This is a genomic window from Planomonospora sp. ID82291 (genome assembly GCF_015711645.1).
Lineage (GTDB): Bacteria > Actinomycetota > Actinomycetes > Streptosporangiales > Streptosporangiaceae > Planomonospora.
The window spans coordinates 1141787-1166457 of record NZ_JABTEX010000001.1 but is presented as its reverse complement, the minus strand read 5'-3'; the positions used below and the strand labels follow the sequence as shown (position 1 = coordinate 1166457).

General features: G+C 72.3%; 20 protein-coding genes and 2 pseudogenes. 13 read left to right on the top strand and 9 right to left on the bottom strand.

The features are described 5' to 3' along the window. Positions 1–5 precede the first annotated feature (5 nt). Positions 6–1505: an aspartate aminotransferase family protein gene (locus HS045_RS04905; RefSeq protein ID WP_196449962.1), complete on the top strand. Its 1500-nt coding sequence runs from the start codon at positions 6–8 to the stop codon at positions 1503–1505. Positions 1506–1590: 85 nt separating this feature from the next. Here HS045_RS04905 and HS045_RS04900 read toward each other — a convergent pair whose 3' ends face one another. The 4 genes from HS045_RS04900 to HS045_RS04885 all read right to left on the bottom strand — a co-directional run bounded on the left by HS045_RS04900 (position 1591) and on the right by HS045_RS04885 (position 3690). Continuing rightward, positions 1591–1896: a type II toxin-antitoxin system RelE/ParE family toxin gene (locus tag HS045_RS04900; protein WP_196449961.1), complete on the bottom strand. Its 306-nt coding sequence runs from the start codon at positions 1894–1896 to the stop codon at positions 1591–1593. Then, positions 1893–2168, bottom strand: coding sequence for a type II toxin-antitoxin system prevent-host-death family antitoxin (locus HS045_RS04895; RefSeq protein WP_196449960.1), 276 nt, complete (start codon positions 2166–2168; stop codon positions 1893–1895). The genes HS045_RS04900 and HS045_RS04895 overlap by 4 nt, the downstream gene beginning before the upstream one ends. Positions 2169–2350: 182 nt before the next feature. After that, on the bottom strand, positions 2351–3103 hold the full coding sequence (locus tag HS045_RS04890) for an N-acetyltransferase (protein ID WP_196449959.1): 753 nt from the start codon (positions 3101–3103) through the stop codon (positions 2351–2353). A gap of 164 nt (positions 3104–3267) precedes the next feature. After that, entirely contained in the window at positions 3268–3690 is a 423-nt protein-coding gene (locus HS045_RS04885; RefSeq protein WP_196449958.1) for a helix-turn-helix domain-containing protein, read from the bottom strand. An 86-nt stretch (positions 3691–3776) separates the two neighbouring features. Here HS045_RS04885 and HS045_RS04880 point away from each other — a divergent pair, with 86 nt between their 5' ends. After that, the gene (locus tag HS045_RS04880; RefSeq protein ID WP_196449957.1) at positions 3777–4655 is read left to right on the top strand and encodes an NAD(P)H-binding protein; all 879 of its coding nucleotides are present in this window, start codon (positions 3777–3779) and stop codon (positions 4653–4655) included. Positions 4656–4794: 139 nt separating this feature from the next. Here the strand turns inward: HS045_RS04880 and HS045_RS04875 are convergent, their stop codons facing one another. Beyond that, a complete protein-coding gene (locus HS045_RS04875) occupies positions 4795–5865 on the bottom strand; it encodes a hypothetical protein (protein ID WP_196449956.1) in 1071 nt (356 codons plus the stop codon). A 121-nt stretch (positions 5866–5986) separates the two neighbouring features. After that, a pseudogene (locus HS045_RS04870) lies at positions 5987–6812 on the bottom strand (RNA-guided endonuclease TnpB family protein); the annotation flags it as partial. A gap of 255 nt (positions 6813–7067) precedes the next feature. Between HS045_RS04870 and HS045_RS04865 the strand changes: the two are divergent. After that, on the top strand, positions 7068–8585 hold the full coding sequence (locus tag HS045_RS04865; protein WP_196449955.1) for a DUF885 family protein: 1518 nt from the start codon (positions 7068–7070) through the stop codon (positions 8583–8585). Between the two features lie 104 nt (positions 8586–8689). Here HS045_RS04865 and HS045_RS04860 read toward each other — a convergent pair whose 3' ends face one another. Next, the gene (locus HS045_RS04860) at positions 8690–11770 is read right to left on the bottom strand and encodes a response regulator (RefSeq protein WP_196449954.1); all 3081 of its coding nucleotides are present in this window, start codon (positions 11768–11770) and stop codon (positions 8690–8692) included. A gap of 365 nt (positions 11771–12135) precedes the next feature. On the opposite strand from HS045_RS04860, the gene guaA reads away from it, so the two are divergent. From guaA to HS045_RS04845, 3 genes and pseudogenes are all read left to right on the top strand, one after another. After that, positions 12136–13680 carry a glutamine-hydrolyzing GMP synthase gene (gene guaA / locus HS045_RS04855; protein WP_230883753.1) on the top strand — a complete coding sequence of 515 codons (1545 nt, stop codon included), beginning with the start codon at positions 12136–12138 and terminating at the stop codon, positions 13678–13680. A gap of 120 nt (positions 13681–13800) precedes the next feature. Then, the gene (locus HS045_RS04850) at positions 13801–15000 is read left to right on the top strand and encodes an acyltransferase (protein WP_307827385.1); all 1200 of its coding nucleotides are present in this window, start codon (positions 13801–13803) and stop codon (positions 14998–15000) included. A 50-nt stretch (positions 15001–15050) separates the two neighbouring features. Beyond that, a pseudogene (locus HS045_RS04845) lies at positions 15051–16205 on the top strand (acyltransferase family protein); the annotation flags it as partial. A gap of 107 nt (positions 16206–16312) precedes the next feature. On the opposite strand, the gene HS045_RS04840 reads toward HS045_RS04845, so the two are convergent. After that, complete coding sequence (locus HS045_RS04840) at positions 16313–17170, bottom strand: polysaccharide deacetylase family protein (protein ID WP_196449952.1); 858 nt, start codon at positions 17168–17170, stop codon at positions 16313–16315. A 281-nt stretch (positions 17171–17451) separates the two neighbouring features. Between HS045_RS04840 and HS045_RS04835 the strand changes: the two genes are divergently transcribed. From HS045_RS04835 to HS045_RS04825, 3 genes are all read left to right on the top strand, one after another. After that, the gene (locus HS045_RS04835; protein WP_196449951.1) at positions 17452–18150 is read left to right on the top strand and encodes a bifunctional 2-polyprenyl-6-hydroxyphenol methylase/3-demethylubiquinol 3-O-methyltransferase UbiG; all 699 of its coding nucleotides are present in this window, start codon (positions 17452–17454) and stop codon (positions 18148–18150) included. Positions 18151–18259: 109 nt separating this feature from the next. Then, positions 18260–19447, top strand: a complete 1188-nt coding sequence (gene rffA, locus HS045_RS04830) for a dTDP-4-amino-4,6-dideoxygalactose transaminase (protein ID WP_196449950.1) — start codon at positions 18260–18262, stop codon at positions 19445–19447. Continuing rightward, positions 19447–20238 (top strand): GNAT family N-acetyltransferase, encoded by a 792-nt coding sequence (locus HS045_RS04825; protein WP_196449949.1) that lies wholly within the window; start codon positions 19447–19449, stop codon positions 20236–20238. Before rffA ends, HS045_RS04825 begins: the two co-directional genes overlap by 1 nt. Here HS045_RS04825 and HS045_RS04820 read toward each other — a convergent pair. Continuing rightward, positions 20189–21196, bottom strand: coding sequence for a glycosyltransferase family 2 protein (locus HS045_RS04820; RefSeq protein ID WP_196449948.1), 1008 nt, complete (start codon positions 21194–21196; stop codon positions 20189–20191). The genes HS045_RS04825 and HS045_RS04820 overlap by 50 nt on opposite strands. A 90-nt stretch (positions 21197–21286) precedes the next feature. Here HS045_RS04820 and HS045_RS04815 point away from each other — a divergent pair, with 90 nt between their 5' ends. From HS045_RS04815 to HS045_RS04800, 4 genes are all read left to right on the top strand, one after another. Next, entirely contained in the window at positions 21287–21751 is a 465-nt protein-coding gene (locus HS045_RS04815; protein WP_196449947.1) for a GtrA family protein, read from the top strand. 124 nt (positions 21752–21875) lie between these two features. Beyond that, a complete protein-coding gene (locus HS045_RS04810; RefSeq protein ID WP_196449946.1) occupies positions 21876–22943 on the top strand; it encodes a glucose-1-phosphate thymidylyltransferase in 1068 nt (355 codons plus the stop codon). After that, positions 22940–23959 (top strand): dTDP-glucose 4,6-dehydratase, encoded by a 1020-nt coding sequence (gene rfbB / locus HS045_RS04805; RefSeq protein ID WP_196449945.1) that lies wholly within the window; start codon positions 22940–22942, stop codon positions 23957–23959. The genes HS045_RS04810 and rfbB overlap by 4 nt, the downstream gene beginning before the upstream one ends. Next, positions 23935–24630: a bifunctional 2-polyprenyl-6-hydroxyphenol methylase/3-demethylubiquinol 3-O-methyltransferase UbiG gene (locus tag HS045_RS04800; protein ID WP_196449944.1), complete on the top strand. Its 696-nt coding sequence runs from the start codon at positions 23935–23937 to the stop codon at positions 24628–24630. Before rfbB ends, HS045_RS04800 begins: the two co-directional genes overlap by 25 nt. Positions 24631–24671: the final 41 nt, after the last annotated feature.

The window sequence follows — 24671 nt, the reverse complement described above, 5'->3', positions numbered from 1 at the left end:
CCCCTGTGATCTGGAACGTCGAGGAGTTCACCCGGGCCGCGGGCGCGACCGTCGAGCGGCTGGCCGCCTACGTGGACGAGAGCCAGCGCGGCCTGCCGCCCGTCATCGCCCGCCGCCCGCCGCGCGAGCTGGCCGAGAAACTCGGCCTGGCCCGGTGGATCCGCGAGGGCGGGATGACCCCGGACGACCACGCCGCTTTCCTGGCCGCCTACCTGGAGGAGGGGACCCGGCTGCACCATCCGGCCTCCCTCGGCCACCAGGTGGCCGCGCCCGACTTCCCGGCCGCCCTCGCCGACCTCGTCCACGGCGCCGCCAACAACCCGATGGCGGTCTACGAGATGGGCGCCTCGGCGGCGACCGTCGAGCACGAGGTCGTGCGCTGGATGCTGGAGAAGACCGGGTACGGCGCGGCGGGCGGCGGCGTGCTCACCCACGGCGGGTCGCTGGCCAACCTCACCGCGCTGCTGGCCGCGCGGGCGGCCGTCGCGCCGGACGCCTGGACCGAGGGCGTCCCCGGCGACCTGGCCCTGCTCGTCCCCGCCTCGGCGCACTACTCGCTGACCCGGGCCGCGGCGATCCTCGGCCTCGGCGAGCGGGCGGTCGTGCCGCTGGAGACCGACCCGCTCGGCCGGATCGACGTCGCGCGGCTGCCCGACGCCCTGGACCGGGTGCGCCGGGCCGGGCGGCGGCCGATGGCCCTGGTGGCGAGCGCCTGCGCGACCGGGACCGGCCTCCACGACGACCTGCGCGGGATCGGGGAGTTCTGCGCCGAGCACGGCGTCCGCTTCCACGTGGACGGCGCCCACGGGATGTCGGCGCTGCTCAGCGACGAGCACCGGCACCGGCTCGACGGGGTGGAGCTGGCCGACTCGCTGATCTGGGACGCGCACAAGATGCTGCGCACCTCCAGCCTGGCCGCCGCCGTACTGACCCGGCGCGGGGGCGACCTGGACGCGGCCTTCCGCCAGGAGGCGAGCTACCTGTTCTACGACCGGGACGCGGACACGCACGTGAACCCCTCCGGCGTCCGGCTCCCGGCCTCCTCCGGCCCCGCCCCGGATTCGACTCCCGCGTCCGGCCCCGCTCCGGGTTCCGCTCCCGCGCCCGGTTCCGGCGGACCCCCGGGCATCGACTCCATCGGCAGGACGGTGGAGTGCAGCAAGGCCGAGCTGGGCCTGAAGGTCTTCCTCAACCTCGCCTGGCGGGGCGAGCGCGGCCTCGGCGACCACGTCACCCGGCAGTACGCCGCCGCCCACCGCCTCTGGGAGCTGGGCCGCGAGCGGCCCGGCTTCACGTTCCCGTACGAACCGGAGAGCAACATCGTCTGCTTCCGGTACGGCACCGGCGACCAGCTGGAGATCCGCGAGCGGCTGATGGCCGAGGGCGCCTTCCATCTGACCTCCGCCGAGATCGGCGGCGTCCGCCACCTGCGCGCGACCGTCATGGCCCCGGCCACCGACGACAAGACCCTGGAAGCGCTGCTGGACCAGGTCAGCGCGGTCTGAGTGCCGTCGTCGGACCCGATATCCGCAGGGTCTCGCATGGATCGTGGATCAGCGGGTTCCAGTACCATCCGGACCGGAGAGGCGATCAACGACGCTGGTAGGCGTCCGCGCGGTGACGGATGTCGAGGACGTGGATCTCTCGCGGTTCCTGCTCGTCGTAGACCTCGTACAGGATGCGCCACTCCCGCATCAATCGAGCGCTGTGCACGCCTGCGAGCGGTTCGTGGAACTCCTTGCCGACCCGATGAGGATTCTCCAACAGCGCCCCTGCGATGAACTCGACCGCCCCTACCGCCCCTACCGCGACATCGGGCGGGAGCTTGTCGGAGATCGCACGTCGTGCTGCCGCGCCCACGACCAGTTCGAAGGGCGCTCGTTCGTACTCGCTCACTGACGTTGGTCGAGAAGCGCGCGGACCGCTTCCACGCCTCGCACGCCTTCACCGACCGTAATCGACATCCGTGACTCCATGATCGCCTGGACGGCTTCGGTGTCGGAGAGTACGTCGATGGTCTCCTGCAGGCGCTCCACCAGGTCGATCTGCTCGGCGGGCACGACGGCGGCCAGCCGTTCACCCCTGCCGGTAAGGGTGATCACCTTGCCGTGCACGGCGGATTCGACCGCCTCATCCCAACGCTCGGGATGTGCGTGAAGATCCTCCAAGAGGAATCTCGTACGCTGCTTCGCTCATGACGACAGCGTACGCCTCGAACGCCTGATCAAGGAGGGCATCTGAGCGGGCCGGTGGTCCATTGCGCGGTCCGGATCGTAGCAGGCCGGAACGGGTGAGGCCGCACACCGTGGCCGCACCGGTGAATGATCTCCTGGGATGTACGCCTTCGAGATCATTCCGTCGGTGTCAGCGCGTGCCTCACCCAGACATTCGGCTCGACGTAGACGGCGTGGTCCTGGTCGGGGTCGCAGTGGACCGGGACCAGGGCGCCGGGCACCTCGACGGGGCCGGCCGCGTCGAAGGGCAGGCCGGTCCATCCGCGCCACTCGGCGAGCGTTCCGGAGATCGTCATCGACCGGGGCGCCACCTTGGCGATCTCGCCGCCCGCCCGGACGTGCACTCGCAGCCACGGGTCGGCGGGGAGCCCGTCGGGCCGGGTCCGCGCGGCGTACTCCGCCATCGGGGTGCGCGGCTCCAGATGCTTGGCGTTCGGCCGCACCGGGGCGAGCAGTTCGGTGAAGCCCCGGCCGGCGGCGTTGTCCCGGAGCGCGCCCAGCATGATCGGGGACAGGCCGGTGCCGAGCAGGTCCCTCCGAACGGTGATCTCCAGCGCGGAGGCCGCGGTGGCCACCGCAGCGGACCGCCGGGTGTGCCAGGCCCACAGGATCGCGGCGTCCCAGCCGCCGTCCGGCAGATCCTCCCGGCGGGGGACGAAGGGCACGCTGAACGCCTTGGCCACGATCCGCCCGGGCTCGGCGTCGTCGTCGGCGACCAGCACGAACTCCGGGTAGAGGCTCGTGCAGACGTCGTAGTAGAGGTTCGCCATCGGGTCGTGCATCATGAACTCCGGCCAGGAGTTCTCCATCGACCACATGGCGTCGGCGAGTTCCGGGCGTTCGGCGAGGGTGGTGATCCGCAGGGTCATCCGGACATCCTCCCAGTCCGGTTCCGCCCGTCGCGACCGGTTTCGGTGGATGTCGTCCTCGGTGAACCCCGCCGGATTTCGATGGATACCACCCCGGCGGGGCTCTCGGCGGGATGTCGTCGGGTCCCTTCCGCGGATATCGATCGGGGCCGTCCGGGTGCCTCTCAGTGGATGCCGGAGCCGGGGTTGGCGGCGTCCCATGCCCGGCGGGAGGCGGCGATGCCCTCACGATGCGCGGCCGACCAGTCCGCGAGGGCCTTGACCAGGTGGGTGAGGCTGTGGCCGGTGGGCGTCAGCTCGTACTCCACCTGCGGGGGAACAGTGGCGTGGACCGTCCGGGAGACCAGGCCGTCGCGCTCCAGGCGGCGGACGGTGAGGGTGAGCATGCGCTGGGAGATGCCGGGCACCGCCCGCTGGAGCCGCCGGAACCGGCGCACGCCCTGGGCCAGCTCCACGATCACCAGGACCGACCACTTGTCCCCGATCCGGTCGAGGACCTCCCGGATGCCGCAGTCCTCGTGCTCGCCGCCGCAGGAGACGACCGGCGCCGTCGGCTCCGTGGTTACCGCGCTGTGCCCGACTGACATGGAAGTGCCTCCTTATGTGATCCGTTCCGGTTCCCGATGATGGTCCCGGTTACCAGAAATAACCACTCGATCAGGGAGGAAATCGCATGATCCTTGTCACCGGCGCGTCGGGCGCCCTGGGCCGGCTTGTCATCGGCCACCTGGCCGGACGTCTCACCGGGCACGCGGTCACTCGCGCTTCAGCGCCTCCGGCGGGGGAGGGCGGCGTGGTCGTCGGCACCAGGAACCCGGAGCGTGTTCCGGCCGGGGCTCCGGTGCGCCGGATCGACTTCGACGACCCGCCCTCGCTGGCGGACGGCTTCGACGGAGTGGAGACGCTGCTGCTCGTCTCCGCCGGGTACGGCGAGGACGACGCCGTCATCGCCCGGCACGGCGCCGCGATCGACGCCGCAGAGAAGGCCGGGGTCGGGCACATCGTCTACACCAGCCTCAGCGCCGCCGGGGACCACCTGCCCTACGCGCTCGCCCACCGCTGGACCGAGCGCAGGCTCCGTTCGGGTACGGCGGGCTGGACGATCCTGCGCAACGGCCTCTACGCGGAGCTGCTCGCCGCGCTCACCCCGGTCGAGGACGGCGCGATCACCGCTCCCTTGGCGGACGGGCGGCTGGCCGCGGTCGCCCGGGAGGACCTCGCCGAGGCCGCGGCCCTGGTGGCCGCCGACGCCGCGGCGCACGCGGGGCGGACCTACGAACTGGTCGGCGAGCAGGCCATCGGCGGGGCCGACCTCGCCCGGGCCCGTGCGGCGGACACCGGGGCCGCCGTCTCCTACGAGCCCGGCACCCTCGCCCAGGCCCGCGAGGCCTTCACCGCCTCCGGTCTGGCGCCCTTCCAGATCCCGATGCTGGTGGGCACCTACTCCGCCATCGCGGGCGGCTTCCTGTCAGGGACCGGAGGGGAACTGCGCGACCTGCTCGGCCGCACCCCGCGCTCCGCTCTGGAGATCGCCGCCTCCCGGCCCGACTGACGGGGCCGTCCGCCGTGAAGGGAGCGGTTCACGGCCCACACGGTGAGGAGGACGGTCCGCGGCGGGCGGGAGCGGTGGAAACAGGCCACGGCCGATCGGGTCACGGAACCGGGTCACGGAACCGGGTCACGGAGAGAGGTTACGGACCGGTCAGGGTGAAGGGGGCGCTCGCCCGGACGGCGCCGTTGACGACGATCTCCAGGACGCGCGGGCCGGGCGGCTCGGTCCGAGTCGTCACGGGCCGGAACGAGTGGGACTTGGCCACCGTGATCTGCTGGCCGGAGGCGGTGGCCGTGCGCTCGCCGAGGTGGAAGACGCGGCGCGAGCCGTCGCGCCGGACGGCGTACTTGAGCACGAGCGGGCCGGGGGAGTCCGCCGAGACGGTGACCGTGAAGCGGAGCCGGTCGCCGACGGCCACCCGGTCGGCGTCCAGGACCAGCGCCCCGACCGATCCGCCCCCCGGGGCGGCGCCCACCAGCTCCAACGCGCCGGGGTGACCGGTGCGCAGCAGGCCGCGCACCGCGTGGCGCAGGACCCGCTCGATGTGCGAGCCGCCCTCGGAGCGCCAGCGGGCGAGCAGCGCGACCGCGACCTCCGGGTGGTCCTTGGCGATGTCGTTGACGTGGTTGGCCACCGAGCGGCGGACGTACTCGCCGGGGTCGTCGCGGAGCCGGTCGAGGATCGGCAGCGCCGGTCCGGGCTCCATCAGCCACCGCACCCGCGCGCCCCAGGGCAGCCGGGGCCGCGACCCCTCCGACGCCAGCCGGCGCAGGTGCTCGTCGTCCGACTCCGCCCAGCCGTACATGATCTTCATGGCGTCGTCGCGGTGCCGGTCGAGGTAGGGCCGGACGGCGAACTCCCCGGTGGCGTACGGGGTGAGCGCGGCGAGCGCGGTCATCGCCTCGTGGAGGTGGTCGTGGCCGCGTGCCGCGATGTACTCGGTGGCGGGCCAGCCGCTCCACATGTCCAGCCGGGCGTGGGCCGTGCTCTCCCGCAGGATCTCCGCGGCGCGGGGGAACTCCGGCGGCAGCGCGGCGTCGAGCGCCCGCGCGACGTGCCGGACGCGGTCCTTGAGCTCCAGCCCTTCCAGCCCGGTGGACGCCTCCGCGACGAACCGGTCCCGGGGGAACGCCGTCCAGACCGCCGTCACGCCGTCGGCGAGCACGCCCGCCGAAGCGGCGTTGATCATCTCCTTGAGAGGTTGCGCCATGGCGGTACGGTGCCAGATCCCACCGACACTCCACCGGCGGCGAGCGGACCCCGCGGCCGACCCGCCGGGACCGGGGGCCGGACACGGCGGGGAGGCGCCGGGCCTCCCGCCGCCCGTCCCGTCAGGATGGGGCTGCCAGGGAGATCGTGGGATAGCGTCGGCCGCTTGACCTCCTCCCCCGCCTGAAGGCGAGGATTCCAACCGTCGCCGGTCGGTCTTCCTGCTTCACTGCCGGGCGCCTTCCCGAGAGGACTCTCGTTGAGGTCTTACACCGGCTCCACAGGCGTTTCACCTCTCCGCCAGCCCGGCGGCGAGGATGTTCTTCGCGGCGTTGACGTCGCGATCGTGCAGTGCGCCGCAGACGCACTGCCAGGTCCGGACGCCCCGCGGCATCGTCTCCCGCAGCGCGCCGCAGGCCGAACACAGCCTGCTGGAGGGGAACCAGCGGTCCACCGCCACCAGGTCCCGCCCGTACCAGGCGGCCTTGTACTCCAGCATCGTCCGCAGTTCCCGCCAGGAGGCATCCGAGATCGCGCGGGCCAGGGCGTGGTTCTTGACCAGGTTGCGGACGGTCAGGTCCTCCACGGCGATCACTTGGTTCTCGCGAACGAGCCGTGTGGTGAGTTTGTGCAGGAAGTCGCGGCGGCGGTCGGTGATCCGGGCGTGGACGCGGGCGACCTTCATCCGCGCCTTGGCCCGGTTGCTCGAGCCTTCGCCTTGCGGGCGAGGTTGCGCTGCGCCTTGGCCAGGCGCTCGCGGTCGGCCCGCTCGTGCTTCGGGTTGGTGATCTTCTCGCCGGTCGACAGCGTGAGCAGGGACGTGATCCCGGCGTCCACGCCCACCGACCGCTCTACGGGATCGAGCGGGCGGATCGTCTCCTCGACCAGGATGGACACGAACCAGCGCCCGGCCGCGTCCTTCGACACGGTCACCGTCTTCGAGGGCCTTGTTGCAGACGAGGCGGACGCAGCCGAACGTCCGGGCAAGCTCGTTCGCCTACTCGGGGGCCGGGCGGAAGCGGTACTTGTAGGCCCGCTTCACGATCTGCGCCCTGCTTCACATCCTGCCGCGCGATCAGTTAAGAATCATATGGTTGTTCGGTACGGTGGTTCGCCTGGCGGCTACTCACCTGCCCCTGTCCTGCGCCGCAGGGGTCCGATTCCTCCCCCGTCTGAAGGCGGGGGTCTCCTCGGAGGTTTCTGATGAGTGAACTCGACCCCCGCCTGCGGGCGGTGTGCGACCTGTCCGTGGCCGGTGTCCGGGAGATGGCCGGCCGGCACGAGTACGACGGGCGGATCCAGGACCTCTCGCCCGAGGGCGTGCGCGCGGGGCTGGCCGCGCTGGGCCGGGGACCGCTCCCGGACGACCCCTACGACGCCGCCCACCTGGAGATCTTCGAGGAGCACGCCCGGACCGCGTTCGGCGAGCTGGAGCTGTACCGGCGCAGTCCCATGGAGCACCTGGAGACCCTGGACCTGGCCTGCTACGACCGGGAGTACGCCCCGGCGGAGGAGCGGGCCGCGGCCCGGCTGGCCCACCTGGCCCGCTGGCCCGAGGCGGTGGACAACGCGATCGCCGCACTCGACCGGCTGAGCGCGCCGGTCGCCACCGCGCTGCTCGGCACCGTCCGGGGCCTGGCCGCCGGGGTGCCGCGGGACGGCGTCGACGACGCCGTGCGGGAGGCGGCGCTCAAGGCGCACGCGCGCCTGGTCGAGCACGTCGCGGAGGCCGCGCGCACCGGGGACCCCGACGCCTCCCTCGGCGCCGACGGCCTGGCCCGGCTGATGGGCGCGGGCGAGGGGCTCACGGTGGACCTGGGGCGGCTCGCCGGACGGGCCGACGCCGAGCGCGACCGGCTGATGGCGCGGCTGGCCGAGTCGTGCGCGAAGCTGGGACACTCCGGCCGGCCGCCGCTGGACGTCTGCCGCGAGCTGGTCCGCGACCACCCCGGCGTCGACGGCGTGATCGACGCCGCCCGGCAGGGCACCGAGCGGGCGATCGCCTTCACCCGGGAGAAGGACCTCGTCCCCTACCACGACGGCGAGTGCCGGGTCGGCCTGGCCCCCGAGTCCCGCCGCTGGGCCATGGCGATGATCAGCTGGGCCGCGCCCGGCGAGCCCGAGAGCCCGTCCTGGTACCACATCACCCCGCCCGATCCCACCTGGCCGGAGCAGGAGATCGAAGAGTGGCTGGAGGTCTTCAGCGCCACCACGCTGCCCGCGATCAACGTGCACGAGGTCGCCCCCGGGCACTTCTCGCACGGCCGGGCCCTGCGCCACGCGTCCTCCGACGTGCGCCGGACGCTGATGTCCCTGGCGTTCTGCGAGGGGTGGGCGCACTACGCCGAGGAGCTCTGCGTCGAGGAGGGCTTCGCCCCCGACGACCCGCGCTTCGAGATCGGCGTCTGGCTGGAGGCGCTGATTCGGGTGACCCGGCTGGCCTGCGCGGTCGGCGTGCACACCGGGGCGATGACGGTCGAGGAGGGCGCGCGCCGCTTCGAGGCCGACACCCACCTGGCCGGCCCGGCCGCGCTCTCGGAGGCCCGCCGGGCCACCTTCGACCCGACCTACGGCCGGTACACCTGGGGCAAGCTGGAGATCCTCGACCTGCGTGAGCGGGCCCGGGCGGAGTGGGGCGCGGGTTTCACGCTCAAGCGCTTCCACACCGCGATGCTGGACCTCGGCTCCCCGCCGCTGGGCCTGCTCGGCCGCGCGCTCTAGGCGCCCCGGAGCCCGGCCCTCCTCCGCAGGTGCCGCGTGTTCCGCCGCCCGCCGCCGGCCGCCGGCCGCTGGTCGCCCGTCGCCCGTCGCCGGTCGCCCGTCGCTCAGCGTCCGGATGACGCCAGTGTGGCGACCAGGGCGCGGGAGGTGGCGTCGGCCTGGCGGGCCACGGCGCCGGCCAGCGCCATGGCGGCGTCGGCGTCGCCGTCGTTGGCGGCCTGCTCCAGGGTGGTGCAGGTCGCCGAGAGCCGCCGCCCGGCGAAGGCGGCGCTGCTGCCCCGGAGCTTGTGGGCGAGCCGGGCCAGCTCCTGCAGGTCCCTGCGGCCGGCCGCGTCGACGATGGCGGCGGTGGCCACCGAGGCGTTGTGCAGGTAGGACGGGAGGAACCTCTCGGTGAGCGTGGGCCCGATGTCGCGCAACTCGTCGAGCACCTCCGGGTCGAGCAGTCCCTCGGCGTCGGCGGAGCGCCCGGCGACCGGTGCCTCCGTGCCCCCTCCGACGGGACCGCGGCGCCCGGCCCCATCGGAGGGGCGCTCCGGCTCCCCGCAGGCGGCGCCGGCCCGGCCGGACAGGGCGGTGCGCAGCGCCGCGTCGAGCTGCTGCCTGCGCAGCGGCTTGGTGAGGAACGCGTCCATGCCGGCCGCCAGGCAGCGCTGCTCGTCGGAGGCCAGGGCGGAGGCGGTCAGCGCGATGACCGGGACGGCGCTCAGCGGAGCCGGCAGCGACCGGATCCGCTCGGTGGCCTGGTAGCCGTCGAGACGCGGCATCTGGCAGTCCATGAGCACGGCGTCGTACCGCCCCGTCCGCAGCAGGCGCAGCGCCTCCTCGCCGTCCCCGACGACGTCGGCGGCGTGGCCGAGGCCCGCGAGCATCTCCATGACGACCTGCTGGTTGACCTCGTTGTCCTCGGCCACCAGGATCCGGACGCCGTTCCCGCCGTTCCCGCCGTTCCCGCCGTTCCCGCGGTTCCCGCCGTTCCTCCCGCGTCCGCCGGGGCCGTCCGCCGGGGACGGTACGGACGGTACGGCGTCCGGAGCCGGGCTCCGTCCCCGGTCCGGGTCCCGGTTCGAGTCCCGGTTCGAGTCCCGGTCCGGGTCCCCGTGCGGGTCCCGGCCCGGGGCCCGCTGCCGGAACCGGTCCGGGGCCGCGTCCGCGGCGGCGTCCGGATCCGCCAGGATCGGCGTGCGGCCGAGCAGCTGCAGCAGCCCGGTGCGCAGCTGGGCGGCGCGCACCGGCTTCGTCAGGTACACCTCGATGCCGCACTCCCGGGCGGCCTGCGCCTCACCGGCCTGGTTGGTGGAGGTCAGCATGGCCAGGCGGGTGCCGTCCAGGACGGGCTCGGCGACGATGGCCCGGGCCAGCTGCAGGCCGTCGAGGTCGGGCATGTGCATGTCGAGCAGGACGACGGTGAACGGGTCGCCCCCTTCGGCGGCCTCGCGCAGGACGGCCAGGGCGCTGCGCGCGTCCGGCGCGCTGTGCGCCCGCACGCCCCAGCCGGTGAGCAGCTCCTTGACCAGTCGGCGGTTGGTGAGGTTGTCGTCGACCACCAGCACGCGCACCCCCGTCAGGTCCGCGGCGGGGTGCTGCGGCGCGGCCGGCAGCGCGGCCGCGCCGGGCAGCGGCAGGGTGAAGTAGAAGCGGCTGCCCTCGCCGGCCGTGCTGGTCAGCCCGATCGCGCCGTCCATCAGCTCGACGAGCTGGCGGCTGATGGTCAGGCCCAGGCCGGTGCCGCCGTAGCGGCGGGTGGTGGAGGTGTCGGCCTGAGTGAAGGCGTCGAACAGGCCGTCCTGCCGGTCGGCGGGGATGCCGATCCCGGTGTCGGTGACGGCGAAGAGCACCTGCCGGATCCCGGACCCCTCCTCGGCGGGACCGACCCCGACCTCGACGACGACCTCGCCGCGCTCGGTGAACTTGACGGCGTTGGAGACCAGGTTGGTCAGCACCTGCCGGATGCGGTGCACGTCGCCGCGGAGCGCCGGCGGGATGGCCGGGTGCACCACCGCGGCGATCTCCAGTCTCTTGGCCTGCGCGGGGGCGGCCATCAGGCTCACCACGTCCTCGACCAGCAGCCGCGCGTCGAAGTCGACGGGATCGATGTCGAGCTTGCCCGCCTCGATCTTGGAGAAGTCGAGGATGTCGTTGATCACGTTGAGCAGCGCGTCGGCGGAGCTCTGCACCGTGGTCAGGTAGTCGCGCTGCCGGTCGTCGAGCCGGGTGTCGAGCAGCAGGGTGGTCATGCCGATGACGCCGTTCAGCGGGGTGCGGATCTCGTGGCTCATGTTGGCCACGAACTCCGACTTCATCCGCGAGGCGGCCAGCGCCTCGTCGCGCGCCGCGGCCAGTGCGGCATCGGCGCGGCGGGTCTCGGTGACGTCGCGGATGAACGCGTTGAAGGCCACGCCGTCGTCGGTGAAGGACGACCACACGGTCATCTCGGCGGGGAAGACCGTGCCGTCGTGGCGCAGGGCCTCGATCTGCACGTAGCTGCCCGTCTCGGGCAGCGCGCCGCCCGCGAGCGCCCGCGCGAGGTCCGCGGAACGGTGGGCGCGCTGCTCATGGGGGATCGTGAGCTCGACGGGGTTCCTGCCCAGGGCCTCCTCGGCCGACCACCCGAAGGTCGCCTCGGCCTGGCGGTTCCACCGGGTGATCCGGCTGTTGCGGTCGACGACGAGGAACGCCTCGCCGGCCGCGTCGAGGATGGCGCCGACCTGCTCCTCCCGCCGGACCAGGTCGGCCTCGGCGAACCGCCGGCGGCACTCGGCGTACGCCGTCAGCACCAGCCCGCCCATCAGCACCTGCGCCAGCGTCAGGGCGACCGCCGGCACCCGGCCGGCGAAGGCCTCCGCGGAGGCGAACGCCTCACCGGTCGGGATCCCGGCGCGCACCGCGCCGGTGTTCTCCTGCACCGACAGGTACGCCAGCCCGCCCAGGGGCAGCAGCGCCGGCACCACGACGGCGGCGGTCAGCGACAGGATCGACTTGCGCAGCGCCGTCCGGGCGGGGGCGTGATCGAGGGTGCGCCCGGCCGAGACGGCGACGTGCGTCAGCGCGAACGCGGTCAGCGCGAGCGAGACCACGGCGACGGGGAGGAGGTGGTCGGAGGAGGACCGCACCGCGCACACCACGGGCAGCGTCCCCAGCGCCGCCAGCATGAGGATCAACGGCAGTCGGAGAAAACGCCTCATCGGCCAGAGCCTCCTGTGCTCGTCAGGTGTCATCGCGTTCCCATCGGCGGATACGGGCCGCTCCTGAGCGGTGTACCGGAGTGGGACCCGCTCCCGCCGTCCTGCCGCCGCTCCCGCCGCTCCCGCCGTCCTGCCGCCGCTCCCGCCCGCTCCTCCGTCGGCAGGGTGATCGCCGGACCGCCCGCCGTCGCACCCCGGGGCGGGCCGCCCGCCGTCGCACCTCGGGGCGGACGGCCGGACCTCGGCAGACGGTACGGCCGGACGGCGCCGATAGACTGGGTCCACCGCTGTGGTTTCCTTTGGGGGTCTTGGTGTCAGAGTTCGACCCGTTGTCCGACCCGTCGTCCGGCCCGTCGTCCGGCCCGCTGTTCGACACGGTCCTGGTCGTCGACTTCGGCGCGCAGTACGCGCAGCTGATCGCGCGGCGGGTGCGCGAATGCCACGTCTACTCCGAGGTCGTCCCCTCGACGATGCCGGTGGAGGAGATGATGGCCAAGAAGCCCAAGGCCATCATCCTGTCCGGCGGGCCCTCGTCGGTCTACGCCGAAGGCGCGCCCCCGGTCCCCCGGGGCCTGTTCGAGACCGGTGTGCCGACCTTCGGCATCTGCTACGGCTTCCAGGCCATGGCGCAGGCGCTCGGCGGCACCGTGGCCAGGACCGGCGTCGCCGAGTACGGCGGGACCCGGCTGGAGGTGTCGCAGGAGGGCGTGCTCTTCGCGGGCCTGCCCGCCGAGCAGTCGGTCTGGATGTCCCACGGCGACAGCGTCTCCGCGGCCCCCGAGGGCTTCGACGTCACCGCGTTCACCCCCGAGACCCCGGTCGCCGCCTTCGAGAACCCGGTCAAGGGCCTGTACGGCGTGCAGTTCCACCCCGAGGTGCTGCACTCCGAGCACGGCCAGACCGTGCTCAAGCACTTCCTCGACGCGGCCGGCTGCCGCCCCTCCTGGACGATGCTCAACATCGTCGAGGAGGCCGTGGAGGCGGTCCGCGCCCAGGTCGGCCCCGAGGGCCGCGCCATCTGCGGCCTGTCCGGCGGGGTGGACTCCGCGGTCGCCGCGGCCATCGTGCAGCGGGCCATCGGCGACCGGCTGACCTGCGTCTTCGTCGACCACGGCCTGCTGCGCAAGGGCGAGGCCGAGCAGGTCGAGCGCGACTTCGTCGCCGCCACCGGCGTCCGGCTCCGCGTGGTCGACGCCCAGGAGCGCTTCCTCAAGGCGCTCGACGGGGTCACCGACCCCGAGGAGAAGCGCAAGATCATCGGCCGGGAGTTCATCCGGGTCTTCGAGGACGAGCAGCGCGCCGTCATCGCCGACGGCCCGGTCGACTTCCTGGTGCAGGGCACCCTCTACCCGGACGTGGTCGAGTCCGGCGGCGGCACCGGCACCGCCAACATCAAGTCCCACCACAACGTCGGCGGCCTCCCCGACGACCTGCGGTTCCAGCTGGTCGAGCCGCTCCGCGCGCTCTTCAAGGACGAGGTCCGCCGCGCGGGCGAGGAGCTCGGCCTGCCCGCCGCGATGGTCTGGCGCCAGCCGTTCCCGGGCCCCGGGCTCGGTATCCGCATCGTGGGCGCGGTCAGCCGCGAGCGCCTGGAGATCCTGCGCGAGGCCGACGCCATCGCCCGCGAGGAGCTCTCCCGGGCCGGTCTCGACCGCGACATCTGGCAGTGCCCGGTCGTGCTGCTCGCCGACGTGCGCTCGGTGGGCGTCCAGGGCGACGGCCGCACCTACGGGCACCCGGTCGTGCTGCGCCCGGTCTCCAGCGAGGACGCGATGACCGCCGACTGGTCCCGCGTGCCGTACGACGTGCTGGCCCGCATCTCCACCCGGATCACCAACGAGGTCCGCGAGGTCAACCGGGTGGTGCTGGACGTGACGAGCAAGCCGCCGGGCACCATCGAGTGGGAGTGACCGGCGTGCGGCGGCGGCCCCGGAGGACCTCCTCCGGGGCCGCCGCGTGCAGGTTGATCATTTACCACTAAATGGCTATTGCTCCCTTTGCCGTGTGAGATGCCCGGTATGTTGGGCCGGGTGTCGACGACCGTTGCCAGCACCCGGTCCGCCCGCTCCACGGCCTCCACCCGGCTGGCCTGGCTGGACGCGCTGCGCGGGATCGGCGCGACGGCGGTGCTGCTGGAGCACGCGCTGCCCTGGTTCATGCCGCAGCTGCGGCCCTACTGGTTCAGCCTGGGCCTCTACGGCATCGTGGTGTTCTTCCTGGTGAGCGGGTACATCATCCCGGTCTCGCTGGAGGGCCGCGGGGACGTCCGGGCCTTCTGGATCAGCCGGTTCTTCCGCCTCTACCCGATCTACCTGCTGGTCGCGGCCGGAGTCCTGGTGATGGCCTTCTGGCTGCCGGTCCGCGAGCAGGTGCCGCGCGACGTCGCCTCGGTCTCCGCGCACCTGACGATGCTGCTGGACGTGGTCCACCTGGGCGGCCTGGCCGACACCATGTGGACGCTCTCCTACGAGATGGTCTTCTACCTGCTGGTCACCGCCCTGTTCGTCTGCGGCCTGCACCGCAGGAGCGGGACGCTCGCCGTGGGGTTCGGCGCCGTCGCGGTCGGGACGGGACTGGTGCTCACCGCGCCGCTGCTGACGGGCTTCTGGCCCGCCTACGTCTCAGGTCCGGTGTTCGTCGCGGGCATGGTCTGCCTGGTCACCGGGAAGCTGCGCAGGACGGCCGCCTGCGTGCTCGGGGTGATGGCCGTGGTGCTGCTGCTCTTCGCCGGCTTCGTGCCGTGGTTCGGGGCGGCGATCCTCGCGATGATGTTCACCGGGACCGCGATCCGCCGCTGGGAGCAGGGCGCCGGCACCCTGTGGCCGGTGGCCGCCGCCGCCGCGCTGGTGGTGGCGGCCCCGGTGTGGGCGGAGCAGGCGGGCTGGTGGTGGGTCCGGCCGGGGGTGTGGACGACCACCATCGCCCTGGCGGCGGCGACGTTCGCGGGCGCGATGGCCCTGCGCGGGCGCCGCCTGCCGCGCTCCCTGATCGGGCTGGGCCTGGTCAGCTACTCGGTCTACCTGCTGCACCACCCGCTGCTCCGGCTGACGCACGCGGTGGCGGGGGACGTGCGGTCCATGCATCCGGCCGCGCAGGCGGCGGTGACGGCGGGCTTCGTCGCGGCGGTGCTGGGCCTGAGCGCGCTCACCTACCGCTACGTCGAGCTGCCGATGCAGCACCTGGGCAGGAGGGCGGCACGAAGGAAAGCACCGCACCACGAGCCGTCATAGCCTCGGTCATCGGAGCGGGGCCGATCAGGCGCGGTCGGTACCGTGAGCCGATGGAAACGACGGACACCGCGGACGCGTCGGACGCCGGCCCGGACCGGCTGATCGCCGGTCCGGGCCGGAACGGGCGGAGGTCCTCCGGCCGCGCGGGCACCCGGTGGCGGACCTCCGGCCGCGCGGGCACCCGGTGGCGGACCGACGAGGCCGGTTCGAGGGCGGACTGGCTGGACGCGCTCCGCGGTCTCGGCGCCGTCGCGGTGCTCGCGTCGCACATGATCACTTTCTTCGTGACCAGCCAGAAGGTGGTGTGGCCCCAACTGGGGGCGTTCGGGGTCCTTCTGTTCTTCCTGGTGAGCGGATACATCATCCCGGCCTCGCTGGAGCGGCGGGGCTGCGTGCGGGCGTTCTGGATCGGAAGACTGTTCCGGTTGTATCCGCTGTACCTCCTGGTGACCGTCCTCGTTCTGGCGATGGCACCCGTGATCCCGCTGCCGGAGGGCATCGACCCGCTGGCGCAGGTCACCATGCTGATGCACGTGGTCGGGGCGGGCCGCATCACGGCGCCGATGTGGACGCTCTCCTACGAGATGGTCTTCTACCTGCTGGTGACCGCGCTGTTCGTCACCGGGGCGCATCGCAGAAGCGGGGCGCTCGCGGTCGGGTTCGCCGTTCTGGCGGTCGCCCTGGGCCCGGTGGCGGCCGAGGGCCTGCTGCGTCCTCCGGCCGGGACGGTGGCGCTGGTCGCGGTCGCGATCGGGCTGGCGGGCGTGCTGTCGGGGCGCTTCCGCACGACGGGCGCGCTGATCCTGGGGGCGACCTCCCTCGTCCTGGTCACCGCGGGCAGCCCTCAGCCGCTCTACGGTGTGACGATCCTGGCGGTGATGTTCACCGGAACCGTGGTCTACCGCTGGGAGCGGGGCCAGGTCGCCGGGGGCCGGTCCGTGGGCGCAGTGGCGATCCTGGTGTGCGTCGTGCTGCCCGCGGTGGTCCCCGACCTGTCGTGGCGGAACCCGTCGTCGTCGTGGGTTCCGCCCGTGGTCCTGGCCGCGGTGGTCTTCGCGGCCGGGACGGCCTTGCGGCACCGGCGCCTTCCCCGCGCCCTCACCTGGTCCGGCCTGGTCAGCTACTCGGTGTATCTCCTCCACTACCCGCTGCTGCACGTGGTCGTGGCGGTCTTCGGAGACCCGAGGACGTCCCCGGCGCCGCTGAGGGCCTTGCTCGCGGTACTGTACCTCGCGGCGGTGTTCGGCCTGAGCGCGCTCACCTACCGCTACGTCGAGCTGCCGATGCAGCGCCTGGGACGGTTCCTGGCGGCTCAGTTGCCGTCTGCGGGGGACTCGGCGAAGTCGTCCGGGTCGCCGGTGGGCGAGTCGGCGGACAGGTCCTTGTCCTCGGCCGCGCCCGCGGGGAAGACCTCGGCCGGCTTCAGCGCCGTGAAACCGGGCAGGGAGGAGACCGCCACGACGTGGTAGCCCTGCTTCTTCAGCTCGGCGAGGAGCCTGGGCATGACCGTGACGGTCTGGGCGACCCAGTCGTGCATGAGGATGACGCCGTCGCGCTTGGCGTTCTTGAGGACCTCGTCGTAGATGGCCTTCTCGTTCTTGGTGGCCCAGTCGCGGGAGCCGCCGTTCCACAGGACGATCGGCATCTTCAGCTCGGTGGCGACGGCCTTGGTGTCGTCGTCCAGCAGGCCGTACGGCGGGCGGATCGTCGTCGGGTACCTGCCGGTGACCTTCTTGACGACGTCCTGGGTCTTCTTGAGCTCCTCGCGGATCTGCTCGACGGAGCTCTCGGTGAACTTCGGGTGGGTGTAGCTGTGGTTGCCGATGTCGTGGCCCTCGGCGACCATCAGCTTGGCGAACGCCGGACGCGACTTCACGTACTGGCCTTCGAGGAAGAACGTCGCCTTGGCATTGTGCTTCTTCAGGGTGGCCAGCAGCTTGTCGGCGTACTTGCCGGGACCGTCGTCGAAGGTCAGCGCGATGCACTTGACCTTCGTGCAGTCCACCGGCTTGGGCACGGGCTTGGCCGTCGGCTTGGGCGCGGGCTTGGCCGTGGCGGTCGGCTTGGGGGTGGCGGTCGGCTTCTGCTCCGCGCTCCACGCGGCGGTCGGTGCGGACAGCAGGCCCAGGGCGCAGCTGCCCGCGAGGACGATTCGGGTGGAGGACTTCATGAGGGGGACTCCGAATGTTGCGGATGAGGCTGTCGAGGTAAAAAACGTATCGTAATCGGGCAACGGGCCGCAGGTGCCCGTACCGGCTCTTCTGCCAGCCGACGTTCAGGTTTCCCGGAGCCCGCCCTCAGGCGGCGCGGGGCGCCCCGCAAAGGATCGGCCACGGCGCCGTAAGCGAATCCCGATCCCCGTGAGCCCGCCGCCGTCCCGCACGAGCATGGTGGCCAGGCCGCGGAGCCCCTCCCGGCCTGGCCACGTGTGACGAACGGACGGACGGACCCATGCACGACGCCGACATCTCCCGGATGGTGGAGCTCGAGGACCGTCACTGGTGGTTCCGGGAGCGCCGGGCGATCCTGCGCAGGGAGCTGCGGAGGCTCCAGCCCCGGGGGAGGGCGCTGGACGTCGGCGCGGCCGGCGGCGGCAACACCCGGGTGCTCGCGGAGCTGGGCTACGACGCGCTGGTCGCGGACGCCTCCGAGGCGGCCGTGGAGGCGGCGCGGCGGCGCGGGCTGAAGGCCGTGCACGCCGACGCCCGGGACCTGCCGATGGAGAGCGGGCACTTCGACGTCGTCACCGCCTTCGACGTGCTGGAGCACATCGCCGAGGACCACCTGGCGGCGGAGGAGCTCGCCCGGGTGCTGAAGCCCGGGGGCACGGCGCTGATCGCCGTGCCGTGCGACATGTCGTTGTGGTCCGCGCACGACGACGCGGTGGGGCACGTCCGCAGGTACGCGCGGGAGGACCTCGTCGGCGTGGTGGAGAAGGCCGGGCTGACCGTCGAGCGGGTCTGGAGCTGGAACGTGCTGCTGCGGCCCGTCGTGGTCCGCCGCCGCAGGAACAGCGAGGGCAACGACCTGACGGGGCTGCCGTGGATCGTCAACGCTGGGCTGACGGCCGTCATCGTGCTGGAGCGCCACCTTCCGGTGAAGTCGATGCGCGGGGTGTCGCTCTTCCTGCGCGCGCGCAAGCCCGCCTGACCGCCGGGGCGGCGTGCGGCCCCGCCCGCCCGCGATCGCGGTGGCACGTCCTCGGTAGGCGGTGGCACGTCCTCGGTAATGAGACGTCAAAGAAAAACGGGTCCGCCCCGTGGCGGCGGAACCCTCCGTGTTCAATCCACGGGTGAGTTCACACAGGCTCGATGTGATTCCGTTCAATCGACCGCATGTTTCACCGAATGAGCTGGAATATCTGGAAGAGGCGCTGCGCGGAGGGTCCACCGCGGGGGACGGGCCGTTCACGCGCAGGGCGAGCAGGCTCCTGGAGGAGCGGCTCGGGGGGAGCCGGGCCCTGTTGACCACCTCCTGCACGCACGCCCTCGAAATGGCGGCCCTCCTGCTCGGCCTCCGGCCCGGAGACGAAGTGATCATGCCGTCGTTCACCTTCGTCTCGACCGCGAACGCGTTCGCCCTGCGCGGGGCGACCCCGGTGTTCGCGGACTGCCGGCCCGACACCCTCAACCTGGACGAACGGCTGGTCGAGGACGCGATCACCCCGCGCACGAGGGCCGTCGTGGCCGTCCACTACGCCGGCGTGGCCTGCGAGATGGACGAGATCGGCGCGATCGCGGAACGGCACGGCCTCGCCGTGGTCGAGGACAACGCCCACGGCCTGGGCGGGTCCTACCGGGGCCGGCCGCTGGGGTCGCTCGGGCGCCTGGCCGCGCAGAGCTTCCACGCGACGAAGAACATCCAGTGCGGTGAGGGCGGCGCGCTGGTCCTGAACGATCCGGACCTCGTCGCCCGTGCCGAGGTGATCCGCGAGAAGGGCACGGACCGCAGCCGGTTCTTCCGCGGGCAGGTGGACCGGTACCGCTGGATCGACATCGGGTCCAGCTACCTGCCGTCCGATCTCCTGGCCGCGCAGCTGACCGCGCAGCTGGAGTCGTTCAGTGCGATCCAGGAGCGCAGGTCGGCGGTCTGGAACGCCTACCACGAAGGGCTGGCGGACTGGGCGGCGGCCAACGAGGTCGCGCAGCCGATGGTCCCCGACGACCGCGTGCACCCCGCGCATCTGTACTACCTGCTCCTCCCCGACCTGGCGAACCGGCAGGGGCTGATCGCCCACCTCGCGGAGCGGGGGGTGCAGGCGGCCTTCCACTACCAGCCGCTGCACACCGCCCCGGCGGGGGAACGGTACGGGCGCACCGCCCCGGGGGGCTGCCCCGTCACGGAGAAGGCCGCGGACCGCCTGGTACGCCTGCCGCTCTATGCCGATCTCGGCGCGAGCGGCGTATCGTCGGTGATCGACGCCGTCCGGAGCTACGAGGTGGCCTGATGACGCAGAACGACACGGCGGAGGCCCGGTCCCTGCGGACCCGCCGGTCCCCGCGCGAATCGGCGCGGTTCGGGCTCGCGGTGGAGCGCCTGATCGTGTCGCGGGAGCAGGGCGCGCCGTTCTCCGCGGTCCGCGCGGCCGTGCTCGGGTCGGCCGCGGACGTGATCGTGCTCCGCTACCCGGCCGAGCACGTCGACTGGTTCGCCGGACTCGCGGAACTCGGCCGGACCGCCCTGGCGGCCGGCTCCCTGGTGTACTGGCGGCTGGTTCCGGGGCGGGGGAGGGGGCCCGAGCCGCCGGAGGGACTGGAGCTCGTGGAGGGCGTGAGCCCGGCCGAGGCCACGGCGCTGATCTCGGAGGTGTTCGTCGCGTACGGCAACCACTACGCGGCCAACCCGCTCTTCGACCCGGACAAGGCGCTCGCCGGATACCTGGAGTGGATGGAGACGTCCGCGGCGAAGGGGAACTGCCTGGGGTTCCGGGAGCGGGACGGCGGAGCCGGGGGATCCCGGTTCGTGGGGGTGATCGCGGTGGAGCAGGAGGGCTCCCGGGTGGAGCCCACGATCGGCGGCGTCGTCCCGGAGGCGCGGGGGCGCGGGCTCTACGGGCACCTGCTGCGGGCGGCCGAGGAATGGGCGCTCGGCCGCGGGGCGACGGAGCTGCTCGTCTCCACGCAGGATCACAACATGCAGGTGCAGCGGGTGTGGGCGCGCCACGGCTTCCAGCCCTCCCACGCCGTGGTCACCGTTCACCTGGTCCGGAGCGGGCTCCTGCGCGCACCAGGTCGGTAGCGCCGTTCGGCTGGACGGGCGGCCCGGCGGCGGGCGGCGGCACCGCGCGCTCACGGACGACGTACGTCGGCCGCCCCAGCCCTCCTCCGTGGATGCGGCCGATGTACTCGCCCAGGACGCCGATGGAGATCAGCTGGGCGGACGAGAAGATCGCGATCATCGAGGTGATCGTGGTGAAGCCGGCCACGGTGGTGCCGCCCGTGGCGAAGCGCCACAGGACCAGCCCGCCCATGAGGAGCCCGATGATCCCGGTGACGAATCCGAGATAGCTCGCCAGGCGCAGGGGCGCCGTGCTGTAGCCGAGGAGCATGTTCACCGCGCATCCGACCAGCCGGCGCAGGTTGTAGTTGGACGCGCCGAACCGCCGGTCGTCCATGTGCACGCCGACCGAGCCGACCTGGGTGGTGCCCCAGGAGAGGGCCACGTCGACCGAGGCGTGCGGTCCGGAGAGCTCCTCGAACCCGTCGCGCAGGCGGGTCCGGAAGGCGCGGAAGGCGCTGAGCGTGCGCGCGTTGCGGACCCCCAGCGCGCAGGCCATGCCGGTTTTGATCGACCGGGAGGCGAGGCTGCGCAGGAAGCCGTGCTCCTCCTCGTGGGCCACGCCGTACACGAGGTCCAGGCGGTCTCCTTCGAGCGCGGCCAGCAGCAGCGGTATCTGCTCCGGGGGGTGCTGCAGGTCGTCGTCCATCGTCACGACGACGTCGAACCTCGCCTCCCTGATGCCGGCGATCAGGGCGTTGTGCTGACCGTAGTTGCGGGAAAGGCGAATCGCGCGAACGGCGCCGTTCCGGCGGACGAGTGATTCCGCCGTATTCCACGTGCCGTCCGGACTCCCGTCCACGACGAGGACGACCTCGTGCTGCGGGGATATTCCGGAAAGCACGGGAAGGAGCCTGGAGACGAGCTCGGGAAGAGTCCGCTCTGAGCGGTAGCACGGAATGACGACTGAGACCGGCACCTTTTCTCCTGACTATCGGCTGCGCATCATCCGGGACCGTGTACGATCCCTTGAATTCCGCTGACCGGCTATTTCTCGGGGAGTAGACGAATGACCGAATTGGATGTGAGGGCGGTCCCCGCCGACGTTCCCTCCGCACGGGAACACGTGCTGCCGCCGGTGCTCCGTGGACAGCGCACCACATATCTGGTGGGAGGCGTCATGACAGTGGCGGTCTATTTAAGCCTCCTTGCCCTGGGATTGCTGATCCTTGGCGGTCGCGTTCCCTATCCCATCCTGGTCGTGGTCGGCCACCTCGCCACCGTGCTGATCGTCTACCCCTGGTACCGCATCGCGGTCTTCCGGATCACCCGGGGATCCTGGATGGCGGGCTACCTCCGCTTCTACACGGTGGGACTGGGATTCCTGGCGGCCTCGGCGGCGGGGGTCCCGGCGCTGGTGGAGTTCGCCGGCCTGCCGGTCCTCGTCGCGCAGTCCTCGGTCATGGCGATCGGCGCCCTGTCCGGATACGCGATCAACAGATCGTGGACTTTCCGTGACCGCGGACGTGTATAGCGTTGGCAATGCGGAGGTCAGCGGAGCATAAAACACGCCGACCGCCCGCTTCGCCCCTCACACAATCTGAACGGCGATCGGCCGCCACCGCCGATCCCGTTCCGGCGCGGAGGAGATGGAAAAGGTGAAGGCACTCGTCCTGGCGGGCGGCAGGGGCACGAGGCTGCGCCCGCTGACCCACACCTCTGCCAAGCAACTGGTCCCCGTCGCCAACAAACCGGTGCTCTACTACGGTCTCGAGGCGATCCGGGACGCGGGCATCACCAGCGTCGGGATCATCACCGGGGACACCGGCGCGGAGGTCAGGGAGGCGGTGGGCGACGGTTCGCGGTTCGGCCTCGACATCACCTACATCCCGCAGGCGGCGCCGTTGGGCCTGGCGCACTGCGTCCTGATCGCGCGGGAGTTCCTCGCCGACGATCCGTTCGTGATGTACCTCGGGGACAATTTCCTCATCGGCGGGATCTCCGGCCTGGTGGACGCCTTCCTCCTCGGCGGATACGACGCGCAGATCCTGCTCACGAAGGTCGCGGAACCCCGGTTCTACGGGGTCGCGGAGCTCGGGTCCTCGGGTGAGATCGTGGGCCTGCAGGAGAAGCCGGACGTCCCCCGGAGCGAACTGGCCATCGTGGGGGTGTACTCCTTCTCGCCGGCCATCCACGAGGCGGTCCGGTCGATCACCCCGTCCGCGCGGGGGGAACTGGAGATCACGGACGCGGTCCAGTGGCTGATCGAGAACGGCTACTCCGTGCACTCGCACATGGTCTCCGGCTACTGGAAGGACACGGGGCGCCTGCAGGACCTGCTGGAGTGCAACCGCATGATCCTGGAGACCGTCGAGCCCGTGAACCGGGGAACGGTCGACGGGCTGAGCGAGATCACCGGCCGCGTCGTCATCGAGCCCGGCGCGGTGGTGGAGAACTCGGTCCTCCGCGGGCCGATCGTGGTGGGGGCCGATGCGAAGATCCAGTCGTCGTACGTCGGGCCGTTCACCTCCATCGGCCCCCGCTGCGTCCTCCAGGACTCCGAGATCGAGTACTCGATCGTGCTCGACGACTCCTCCATTCACGGGATCTCCCGGCTCGCCCACTCCCTCATCGGCCGGAACGTCGAAGTGAACCGCGCCGCGGGGGCCCCGAACACCCACGGGCTCATGGTCGGCGACCACAGCAGGATCCAGGTGCGCGCATGAAGGTCCTCGTCACCGGGGGAGCCGGGTTCATCGGCTCCCACTACGTCCGGTCGCTGCTCGGAAGGGCCTACCCGGGATGGGAGGACGTCCAGGTCACCGTCCTGGACAAGCTCACCTACGCCGGCAGCCTCGCCAACCTCGCACCGGTGGCCGATCACCGCGGACTCTCCTTCGTCCGGGGCGACGTCACCGACGCCCGGCTCCTCGCGGAGCTCGTCCCCGGTCACGACGTGCTGGTGAACTTCGCCGCGGAGAGCCACGTCGACCGGTCCATCGCGGGAGCGGGCGACTTCGTGACGACCAACGTGCTCGGCACGCAGCGGCTCCTGCAGGCGGCGCTGGAGGCCGAGGTCGGCACGTTCGTCCAGGTCTCCACCGACGAGGTGTACGGATCGATCGCCGAAGGCTCCTGGGACGAGGACGAGCCGCTGCTGCCGAACTCGCCGTACTCCGCGGCCAAGGGGGCCGGCGACCTGTTCTGCCGGGCGTACGCCCGCACCTACGGCCTCGACGTGCGGATCACCCGCTGCTCCAACAACTACGGGCCCTACCAGTACCCAGAGAAGATCATCCCGCTCTTCGTCACCCATCTGATCGACGGGCGCAGAGTCCCCCTGTACGGGGACGGCCGGAACGTCCGCGAATGGGTGCACGTCGACGACCACTGCCGGGGGATCCAGCTCGTGGTGGAGAAGGGCTGCCCCGGTGAGGTCTACAACATCGGCGGGGGCGTCGAGCTCACCAACCTGGAGCTCACCGAGCGGCTGCTGACCGCCTTCGGCCTGGGCTGGGACATGGTCGTGCGCGTCCCCGACCGGCTCGGGCACGACCGGCGCTACTCGGTGGACAGCTCCAAGATCCAGGCGCTGGGCTACGCGCCGTACACGGAATTCGACGACGGGCTGGCCGCGGTCGTGCGGTGGTACCGGGACAACCAGGACTGGTGGCGTGCGATCCGGCGGGCCGGATCCGCGCAGGAGCAGGGGAAACCATGGACGCGTCCGACATTCAGCTGACCGCCGCGGTGGAGGAGCGCCACTGGTGGTACCGGGAACGCCGTGCCGTCCTCGCCCGGCAGCTCCGCAGGATCGGCCGGCCCGGCCGGGCGCTGGATCTCGGCGCCGCCGGCGGCGGGAACACCGGGGTGCTGGTGGAGCGGGGCTGGGACGCGCTGGCGGTGGACTACTCCGAGGCGGGCGTGGAGATCGCCAGGGCCAGAGGGCTGAACGCCGTCAGAGCCGACGCGCGGGACCTGCCCATCGGTTCCCGCACGTGCGATCTGGTGGTGGCGTTCGACGTGCTGGAGCACATCGACGAGGATCACCTCGCGGCGTGCGAGATCGCCCGGGTGCTGAGGCCCGGCGGCACGGCGTTGATATCGGTCCCCTGCGACATGGCGCTCTGGTCGGCCCACGACGAGGCGAGCGGGCATTTCCGCCGCTACGGCAGGCGGGACCTGACCGGCCTCATCGAGAAGGCCGGACTCGCCGTCGACGATCTGCGGAGCTGGAACGTCCTGCTGCGCCCCGTCGTCGCGCTGCGGCGGCGCACGTCGACCGGCGGCGACGTGGTCGATTCGCCCGCCCTGGTCAACGCGGCGCTGACCGCGGTCATCAGGGCCGAACGGTACCTGCCGGTGCACGCGCTGCCCGGGGTGTCGTTGATGCTCCGCGCCCACCGGCCCTGATGCGGTTCGGCGGAGGACCCCGGACGGGTTCCGGCGGTCCG

What these genes read in the sequence shown, in the direction of transcription:
- HS045_RS04890 (WP_196449959.1), bottom strand. Translation starts at nt 3,103, where the DNA reads ATGACCCTGCGGATCACCACCCTCGCCGAACGCCCGGAACTCGCCGAC.
- HS045_RS04885 (WP_196449958.1), bottom strand. Translation starts at nt 3,690, where the DNA reads ATGTCAGTCGGGCACAGCGCGGTAACCACGGAGCCGACGGCGCCGGTC.
- HS045_RS04880 (WP_196449957.1), top strand. Translation starts at nt 3,777, where the DNA reads ATGATCCTTGTCACCGGCGCGTCGGGCGCCCTGGGCCGGCTTGTCATC.
- HS045_RS04875 (WP_196449956.1), bottom strand. Translation starts at nt 5,865, where the DNA reads ATGGCGCAACCTCTCAAGGAGATGATCAACGCCGCTTCGGCGGGCGTG.
- HS045_RS04865 (WP_196449955.1), top strand. Translation starts at nt 7,068, where the DNA reads ATGAGTGAACTCGACCCCCGCCTGCGGGCGGTGTGCGACCTGTCCGTG.
- HS045_RS04860 (WP_196449954.1), bottom strand. Translation starts at nt 11,770, where the DNA reads ATGAGGCGTTTTCTCCGACTGCCGTTGATCCTCATGCTGGCGGCGCTG.
- HS045_RS04840 (WP_196449952.1), bottom strand. Translation starts at nt 17,170, where the DNA reads ATGAAGTCCTCCACCCGAATCGTCCTCGCGGGCAGCTGCGCCCTGGGC.
- HS045_RS04835 (WP_196449951.1), top strand. Translation starts at nt 17,452, where the DNA reads ATGCACGACGCCGACATCTCCCGGATGGTGGAGCTCGAGGACCGTCAC.
- HS045_RS04825 (WP_196449949.1), top strand. Translation starts at nt 19,447, where the DNA reads ATGACGCAGAACGACACGGCGGAGGCCCGGTCCCTGCGGACCCGCCGG.
- HS045_RS04815 (WP_196449947.1), top strand. Translation starts at nt 21,287, where the DNA reads ATGACCGAATTGGATGTGAGGGCGGTCCCCGCCGACGTTCCCTCCGCA.
- rfbB (WP_196449945.1), top strand. Translation starts at nt 22,940, where the DNA reads ATGAAGGTCCTCGTCACCGGGGGAGCCGGGTTCATCGGCTCCCACTAC.
- HS045_RS04800 (WP_196449944.1), top strand. Translation starts at nt 23,935, where the DNA reads ATGGACGCGTCCGACATTCAGCTGACCGCCGCGGTGGAGGAGCGCCAC.